Origin of the sequence: Streptomyces viridosporus (genome assembly GCF_002078235.1) — a bacterium.
GTDB lineage: Bacteria > Actinomycetota > Actinomycetes > Streptomycetales > Streptomycetaceae > Streptomyces > Streptomyces viridosporus.
Genome location: NZ_MSGP01000726.1, coordinates 1 through 4,245, shown reverse-complemented (window position 1 = coordinate 4,245; position 4,245 = coordinate 1). Strand labels below are relative to the sequence as shown.

Sequence of the window (4,245 nt, the reverse complement as noted above, 5' to 3'; positions counted from 1 at the left end):
CGACCCTGCTGCTGTACACCGACGGGCTGGTGGAGCGCCGCGAGGAGGACCTCACCGTCGGTCTGGAGCGGCTGCGCCACCACGCGTCGGCCGCCGCCCGGCGCCCGCTGGAGGCCTTCTGCGACGACCTGCTCGACGGCCTGGCGGACGCCGGCGGCGACGACGACGTGGCCATGGTGGCCGTGCGGCCGCCCGCGTCCTCGGCCGGCGACCGCGACCACCGGGACGGCGGGGTCCACGAGGACCACGGGGGGCCGGACCGGTAGCGGGGGCGCTTCCTACCAGCCCGGCCGGGCCCGCCTCCCGTAGAGCACGCCGCCCGGTTCGGGCGGGGGCGGTGTGCCCGGCTTGAAGGGCCAGGCGATCAGCATGCCGACGACGAAGCCGACCACGTGGGCCGCGTACGCCACCGTCCCGGCGGCGGTGACGCCCGCGCCGGACGAGTACACCGCCTGGAGCACGAACCACAGGCCCAGCACGGTCCAGGCCGGCAGCCGCAGCGGCAGGAAGATCAGGAACGGCACCAGCACCCACACGCGTGCCCTCGGATACAGCACCAGATAGGCGCCCAGCACCCCCGCGACGGCCCCGGAGGCGCCGATCAGCGGGGCGGCGGAGCCGGCGTTGAGCAGGGCGAAGCCGTAGGCGGCCGCGTAGCCGCAGACCAGGTAGAAGAGCAGGAAGCGGACGTGCCCCATGCGGTCCTCGACGTTGTTGCCGAAGATCCACAGGAACAGCAGGTTGCCCAGCAGGTGAAGCCAGCCGCCGTGCAGGAACATCGACGTCAGGACGCTCAGCTCGGGGACCTTCGCGTAGCCCGGCGGCGCCACCACACAGCCCGGTCCCTGCGGCCCGACCCCGGTCCCGCCCGTGGGCACCAGGTGGGGCATCCGGTGGTGGATCAGCTCCTGCGGCACCACCGCGTACCGCCCCAGGAACGCCTCGAGGTCGCACAGCTGCGCGAGGGATTCCCCCTCGCCCGTCAGCGAGCCGGAGACCCCGGGGGTGAGGAACACGAAGACGGCGAAGTTGACGGCGATCAGCGCGTACGTCACCCAGGGGGTGCGCCGCGCGGGGTTCACGTCATGGACGGGGATGACCACATCCCCCCAGGTGCCCGGGCAGCGGCCGGTGAATCCGCGGCGGCGCTGAACACCACCGTCCGGCGGTGCGTATCCCTCGTCAACCGCCCGCGGCGCGGGGAAGGGGTCGCGGGGCCGACGTGAGGAACAGGCGATGGACGACCGAGTGACCCCCGCGATACACGCGCTGCCCGACGGCGAGGCCGAGCTCACGCTCGTGGTGCGCCTGCCCTGGGAGGACGTAGCCCGGCTGGGCCAGGAGGCGGGGCGGCTCGCCTCCCAGACACGGCGGCCGGTGACGCTGGACGAGGCGGTGAGCCACCGCCTGCGCTCGGTGCGGAGCGCGGCGCACGCCAGGCCGGCGGGGGAGCAGCCGCCCCCGGCGCCCGCGAGCGCGTCCGTGCCGAGCACGTCCGTCCCGAGCGCCTCCGTGCCGAGTTCCTCCGCGTCGAGCGCCTCCGTGTCGTCCCTGCCCTCGCGCCCTCCGGCCGAGCAGGCCCGCCAGGCCATCGAACGGATCAACGGCACGGCGTAGCCGGACTCCGTCCGGGCCCGCCGGCTCACCCGGCTCCGCTCACCCGGTGCCCCGGATCCTCCCCGCCGCCTTGCGGGCCGCCACCAGGACCGGGTCCCAGACCGGGGAGAAGGGCGGCGCGTACCCCAGGTCCAGGGCCGTCATCTGGTCCACCGTCATTCCGGCCGTGAGGGCGACCGCGGCGATGTCGACCCGCTTGCCCGCGCCCTCGCGGCCGACGATCTGGACCCCGAGGAGCCGGCCGGTGCGCACCTCGGCGAGCATCTTCACCGTCATGGGGGAGGCGTTCGGGTAGTAGCCCGCCCGGCTGGTCGACTCCACGGTGACGGTCTCGAAGCGCAGCCCCACCCGGTGGGCGTCCTTCTCGCGCAGGCCGGTGCGCGCGATCTCCAGGTCGCACACCTTGCTGACCGCCGTACCGACCACGCCGGGGAAGGTGGCGTAGCCGCCGCCGACGTTGGCGCCGATGACCTGGCCGTGCTTGTTGGCGTGCGTGCCGAGCGGGATGTGCCGCTGCTGCCCGGAGACCAGGTCGAGCACCTCCACGCAGTCGCCGCCGGCCCACACGTTCTCCTGCCCGCGCACCCGCATGGACCGGTCGGTGAGCAGTCCGCCGTGCTCGCCCAGCGGAAGTCCCGCCGCCCGCGCGAGGGCCGTCTCGGGCCGCACCCCGATGCCGAGGACGACGACGTCGGCGGGGTGTTCGGCGTCCTCGGTGGCGACCGCCCGCACCCGGCCGTCGTCCCCGGTGAGCAGCGCGGTGACCTCCGCGTCGTTCACCATGGTGATGCCCAGGCCCTCCATGGCCTCGTGCACCAGCCGCCCCATGTCGGGGTCGAGGGTGGCCATCGGCTCCCTGCCGCGGTTGACGACCGTCACCTCGTAGCCGCGCTTGATCATCGCCTCGGCCATCTCCACGCCGATGTAGCCCGCCCCGACCACCACCGCGCGCCGCCCGCGCGTGCGGGCCAGCGTGTCGAGCAGCGCCTGGCCGTCGTCCAGGGTCTGCACCCCGTGCACCCCGGGGGCGTCCATGCCGGGCAGGTCCGGGCGGATCGGCTGCGCACCGGTCGCGATCACCAGCTTGTCGTACGACGTCCAGGACTCGGCCCCGGAATCGACGTCACGCGCGCGGACCCGCCCCCGGTCGAGGTCGAGCTCCGTCACCTCGGTGCGCAGCCGCAGGTCGATGTCCCGGGCGCGGTGCTCCTCGGGCGCGCGGGCGATCAGCCGGTCCCGTTCGGGAACGTCGCCGCTCACCCAGTACGGGATGCCGCACGCCGAGTAGGAGGTGAAGTGGCCGCGCTCGAACGCCACGATCTCCAGCTCGTCCGGGCCCTTCAGCCGGCGGGCCTGCGACGCCGCGGACATCCCCGCGGCGTCGCCGCCGATCACGACCAGACGTTCCCTCGCGCCCCGCGCACCGTTCATGCTCATGCGGACACGCTACGGGGCACGGGGCGGTCCGGACCCGCCCGGCCCCTGGCTAGCCCCTTCCGCCCTCCTCCGTGTCCTCCCCGGTGTCACCGCGGGCCGGCCGGGGCGCCGACGGGAACACCGGCAGCGGGCCCGGGGCGCCCGGCGCGGGCACCGGCTCCGGCCGGCGCGGCAGCCGGGGGCGTACGGCCTTTAGCCACAGCAGGACGAGCAGGGCGGCCACCACCGCGAACGGCAGCACCGCGCCGACGGCCACCGCCAGCCAGCGCAGCATCGTCGCGAACGCGTCCCAGCCGCCCGCGAGCGCGTCCAGGAAGCCGGGGTCGTCGTCCTTCGCGGCCTTCTCCACCGGCGTCTCGGACAGGGACAGGGTGACGGTGGCCAGGCTCGTGCGGTCCTTCAGCGACTCCTGACGGGCGAGCAGGGACTCCAGCTCGGCCTGGCGGGTGCTCAGCTCCCCCTCCAGGGTCACCACGTCGCTGAGCCGGGTCGCCCGGTCCATCAGCTCGCGGATGCGGGCCACGCTGGCGCGCTGCGTCGCGATCCGGCTCTCCACGTCGACCACCTGGTCGGTGACGTCCTGTGCCTTCGCCCTGCGTTCGAGGAGCTTGCCCGTGCCCTCCAGGTCGGCGAGGACCTCCTCGTACCGCTCGACGGGCACGCGCAGCACCACGCGCGTGCGCTCGCGGCCCTCGTCGTCCCGGGTGGTGGTCTCGTCGCCGACGTGGCCGCCCGCGTTCTCCGCGGTGGCGCGGGCCTCGGCCAGGGCCTTCGGGACGTCCTTCACCCGCACGGTCAGCGAGGCGGTACGGATGATGTGCTGCGCGGCGGCCTCCGGCGGCGCGGTCGCCCGGCCCGCGCCCGCGCCGTCCGCGTCGGGCGCGCCCTGCTTCGCGCCCTCCGGCGCCACGGCCCGCTGGTCCGCCGGGGCCGCTCTGTCGGCGGCGGCGTCCGAGCCGCTGGAGGCGTCGCCCGTGCCGCTGCACCCGGTGACCGCGAGGGCCGCCGTCAGCAGGACCGCGGCCAGGACGCGGGTCGGTGGTACGGAACGTCGTGTGCGCATCTGGATCTTCCCCCCGGGGGTCGTGGCGACTGACGCTCCTACGACGCCGGAGGGGCGCGGGACGACGACGCGGAACGGTCCCGATGCGGTCACGGTAGGGACTCGGCGGGGACTCCCCGGGGCGGGGG

General features: G+C 75.2%; 5 protein-coding genes. 2 read left to right on the top strand and 3 right to left on the bottom strand.

Features of this window, described 5'->3' with window-relative positions; genetic code table 11:
- Positions 1–266 (top strand): SpoIIE family protein phosphatase (locus tag B7L92_RS36645; protein WP_159461088.1); only part of this gene is annotated, 266 nt, incomplete at its 5' end.
- Positions 267–278: 12 nt separating this feature from the next.
- Here the strand turns inward: B7L92_RS36645 and B7L92_RS36640 are convergent.
- Positions 279–1,103, bottom strand: coding sequence for a rhomboid family intramembrane serine protease (locus B7L92_RS36640; RefSeq protein ID WP_081241479.1), 825 nt, complete (start codon positions 1,101–1,103; stop codon positions 279–281).
- A 133-nt stretch (positions 1,104–1,236) separates the two neighbouring features.
- Between B7L92_RS36640 and B7L92_RS36635 the strand changes: the two genes are divergently transcribed.
- On the top strand, positions 1,237–1,617 hold the full coding sequence (locus B7L92_RS36635; protein WP_081241478.1) for a hypothetical protein: 381 nt from the start codon (positions 1,237–1,239) through the stop codon (positions 1,615–1,617).
- 39 nt (positions 1,618–1,656) lie between these two features.
- Here B7L92_RS36635 and B7L92_RS36630 read toward each other — a convergent pair whose 3' ends face one another.
- A complete protein-coding gene (locus B7L92_RS36630; RefSeq protein ID WP_438364056.1) occupies positions 1,657–3,048 on the bottom strand; it encodes an FAD-dependent oxidoreductase in 1,392 nt (463 codons plus the stop codon).
- Between the two features lie 55 nt (positions 3,049–3,103).
- The gene (locus B7L92_RS36625; protein WP_081241476.1) at positions 3,104–4,117 is read right to left on the bottom strand and encodes a DUF4349 domain-containing protein; all 1,014 of its coding nucleotides are present in this window, start codon (positions 4,115–4,117) and stop codon (positions 3,104–3,106) included.
- Positions 4,118–4,245: the final 128 nt, after the last annotated feature.